Annotated in this window: 2 protein-coding genes and 1 pseudogene; 1 reads left to right on the forward strand and 2 read right to left on the reverse strand. The window is 65.0% G+C overall.

Going from position 1 to position 3,651, the window contains the following annotated elements; genetic code table 11:
• Positions 1–204: 204 nt before the first annotated feature.
• Positions 205–1,466: pseudogene (locus CWO89_RS41815) on the reverse strand (serine hydrolase domain-containing protein).
• A gap of 98 nt (positions 1,467–1,564) precedes the next feature.
• On the opposite strand from CWO89_RS41815, the gene CWO89_RS41820 reads away from it, so the two are divergent.
• On the forward strand, positions 1,565–2,377 hold the full coding sequence (locus CWO89_RS41820) for a lytic murein transglycosylase (RefSeq protein WP_130584067.1): 813 nt from the start codon (positions 1,565–1,567) through the stop codon (positions 2,375–2,377).
• A gap of 159 nt (positions 2,378–2,536) precedes the next feature.
• Here CWO89_RS41820 and CWO89_RS41825 read toward each other — a convergent pair whose 3' ends face one another.
• Positions 2,537–3,448, reverse strand: a complete 912-nt coding sequence (locus CWO89_RS41825; RefSeq protein ID WP_245476818.1) for a DUF3313 domain-containing protein — start codon at positions 3,446–3,448, stop codon at positions 2,537–2,539.
• Positions 3,449–3,651 lie beyond the last annotated feature (203 nt).

Below are 3,651 nucleotides of genomic sequence, written 5' to 3' on the forward strand. Positions count from 1 at the left end.
CGCGAGGGGTGGACAGACTTTTGGTGATTTGCCCGACGGGTTGATTTGTCGCATCCGTTGCATCCACATCGTCATTGCGAGCGGAGCGAAGCAATCCATAGCGCCCGCGTGGAGACATGGATTGCTTCGCGGAGCCCGTCATCGGGCGCGCGTTCGCGCGACCCGTTGGCTCGCAATGACGGAGGGGGCAACCGCCAGCGCGCCTCACCGCACCATGGCGCCGTAGACGATGTCCTGGACCTGCTCGCGGTAGTACTTCCGGAGCTCGCCCGGCGCCGCCGTTCCGACGACCACGACCAGGCGCTCCTTCGGATCGCAGAAGAACTGCGTGCCGTAGGCGCCGTTCCAGGTGAACTCGCCGGGGTTACCTGGGACCGCTGACAGACCTTCGCTCGTTCGCACTGCCACCCCGAGGCCAAAACTGAAGCCGCCGCGATGCGGCTCCACGTTCGCGACGTTGTTCTTGATCTCAGGCCCGAGGTGGTTGGAGGTCATGTGGTGCACGTCTTGGGCCCAAGAATGCGTTTTCCCTCGAGCTCCCCGCCGTTGAGCAGCATCTGGCCGAAACGGAGATAGTCGCCGACGGTGGCAAACGCGCAGGCGCCGCCGCAGTCGAACTTGGTCGGCGTGTCGAGCAGCCTGATGCTCTGCGGCTTGCCCGTCAGCGGATCATTCGGAAACGGACGGGCAAGACGGTCGCGCTGCCCCTCCGACGGATGGAACGTGGCATCGTTCATGCCGAGCGGCTGCCACACATTCGAAGCCAGATAATCGCCTAGCCGCTGCGAGGTGACTTTTTCGATTACCGCGCCCAGCACGTCGATCGAGAAGCCATATTCGAACTCCGTCCCCGGCTGGTGCACCAGCGGCAGCTTCGTGATGCGATCGATGAAGGCCTGCGTATCGCCCTCGACTGCCGGCGCCGTGCCGTCAGGATAGAGGCGCGCGAGCGGGCTCGAGCTGTCCGGCCGTCCGCCGTACATGAGACCGGACGTGTGGCGATAAAGGTCATGAATGGTGATCGGCGACGCTTGCGCGTCCATCTTCAACGAACCGTCCACCTGCGGAATGCCGACCTTCATGTCGGCAAAGGCCGGATAATAGTCCGCGAGCCTGGCCTGCAGCGGCAGGCGGCCTTGCTCCATCAGCGTCAGCCCGGCGACGGCGGCAAGCGGCTTGGTCATGGACGCCAGCGCGAAGACGGCATCGAGGGACATCGGCGTACCCTTGACCGGATCGAGCTGGCCATAGGCCTTGTAGTGCACGAGCTTGCCGTCCCGGGCGATCGCGACCACGGCGCCGGGCACCCGTTTCGCCGCAATCTCGCGGGCGAAGAAATCGTCCATCCGGGCTAGGCCCGGCTCCGAGAATCCGACGTCATCGGGCTTGGCCTCGGGCAAGGGCGCGGCATGTGCCATTTCGAGAGCGAAGCCGGCAGCCACGGCCGCGGCGATGAGCCTTTTCATGATTTCCTCCCGGGTGCGGATTTCGCCCGATTGTTATGCGATTTATGCGTCCACCCAATTTATGCTTAAATCATGTCTGCCGACCAACGGAGTTCGAGATGACCAGGAAACTTGCAACCGCCACCCTCATCACTTTGGCGACGCTCGCGCCTCTCGGCGGCATCGCGAAAGCCGCCCAATGCGGTAACGGCCCGGGAGGTTACGAGGCCTGGAAGGCGGAATTCGCTCGGGAGGCGAGCGGCAAGGGCATTGGACAGACCGGTGTCGCCGCCTTGATGCAGACGCACTATGCGAGCGCGACCATCGCCGCCGATCGCGGCCAGCGCAGCTTTGGCCTGTCGCTCGACCAGTTTCTCGCCAAGCGCGGCGCCTCGACCATCGTCGCGCGCGGACGATCGCTCAAGCAGTCCCACGCGGCGCTGTTCGCATCGATCGAGCAGCACTACGGCGTTCCGCCCGGGCCGCTGATTGCGATCTGGGGCATGGAGACCGGCTTTGGAAGCCAGCGCGGCAATCAGAACATGCTGTCGTCGATCGCCACCCTTGCCTATGACTGCCGCCGACCCGAATTCTTCACCGACCAGCTCTACGCGGCGCTGAAGCTGGTCGACCGGGGCGTGCTGTCGGGAGCCACGCGCGGCTCCATGCACGGCGAGGTCGGCCAGACCCAATTCATGCCCAAGAACATCCTGGCCTACGGCACCGGCAATCTCGACGTCGCCGCCAATGCGCTGAATTCGACCGCCAACTTCCTCAAGGCCCACGGCTGGCGCGCCGGCGCCGGCTACCAGCCCGGCGAACCCAACTTCGCGGCGATCGAAGCCTGGAATGCCGCTGGCGTCTATCAGAAGGCGATCGCGATCATGGGCCGGCAGATCGACGGCGAGGGCCGCGCGTCGGCGGCGCGGTGACGAATCGTAAGGGTGGGTTAGCCGAGCCACGGCCTCCGCTGCTTCAACACGCGAAGGCGGAAGGCGTAACCCGCCATCCACGGCGAGAGCGAATGGTGGGTTACGCCTCCGCCTTCGCTCTTCGGCGGACGCTAACCCACCCTACAAACCACGAGCTGACTACTGAGCCTGCGCGGTCGTGGTGCCCGCCTCGGGCGCCTTGTCGTTCCAATCCGGCGGCACGCCGATCGCTCCCCCGACCAGGCCCGCGATGCCCGGCTCGCGGCCGAATGCTTCGCACGCCGCATATTTCGGTGCGCCGCCCGCCCATGATTGGATGCGATCCATGGAAGGCGGTTTCCCGAGCCCTCCGAAAGGCGTTTTGCCGGTGACCAGCATCCGGCTGAAATCGTCGCCGAACGCGCTCGCCAGTTCGTAGGCGTCGCCCGACGGCGACACGCGCGCCGAACCGGAGAGGGCATTCGCGCCGCGCCCCCAGACCATGGCGCCTTCCTGCTTGCCGTCGCGCGCCCGCGCCTCCGCTTCGACCGACAGTGAGCCGAGGCCAATGGGAATGCGAGGGACCGGCACCGGTACGCCGGGAAGCAGCACGGTCTTGGCGATGGATGCCCCCTTCGATGCCGCCACCGCCTTTTCGTCGGTCGGCGTCATCTGCGTGATCCGCGAATGAACGGTGATATCCGCATCGTCGCTCGCGCCCACCACGGTGAAGCGTTCGCTGAGGCCGGCGCAAAGGGAGCGATCGATCGCGTTGGCGACCAATCTGCGCTCCTGATCCGTGATCCCCTCCACCCTTGCCTTCTCGGCAATCGTCGCGGGGACGATCCGCACGGTGCGTGCCGCCAGCACCTCATTCTCACGCACATAGAGCTTTGACTTCGTGAGCACGCCGTCGGAGGGCTGAAGCTCACTATATGACGTCAGCGAGCCTCCCTGGTCCAATGCCACCGTCGCACAGCCAGACATCAGGCAGGCCGCGGTCAACGCCGCCACACCCTGCAACGTGGCGCGACCGCACAAATTTCGCATCCGCCATCGGAGCACCTTCGGTAGCGGGCGATGAACGATCATCTGACAGTCCTGTTTCTGACGGCAATGCTGACGACCGTCAGATGCACGACCGATTGAGGCGGAGATATGCTCTCCTCAATACAGATCGATGATTGCGAAATCCTGTCGCAACCGCCGCCGGTATCGTGGTGGGATTGGCTCTGCCGCACCACGCTTGGGTCGTCCCTGCGAAAAGCAGGGAGACGTCGTAGGACGGGTAGTGG

It is taken from the genome of Bradyrhizobium sp. Leo170 (genome assembly GCF_004296405.1).
In the GTDB taxonomy this organism is placed as follows: Bacteria; Pseudomonadota; Alphaproteobacteria; order Rhizobiales; family Xanthobacteraceae; genus Bradyrhizobium.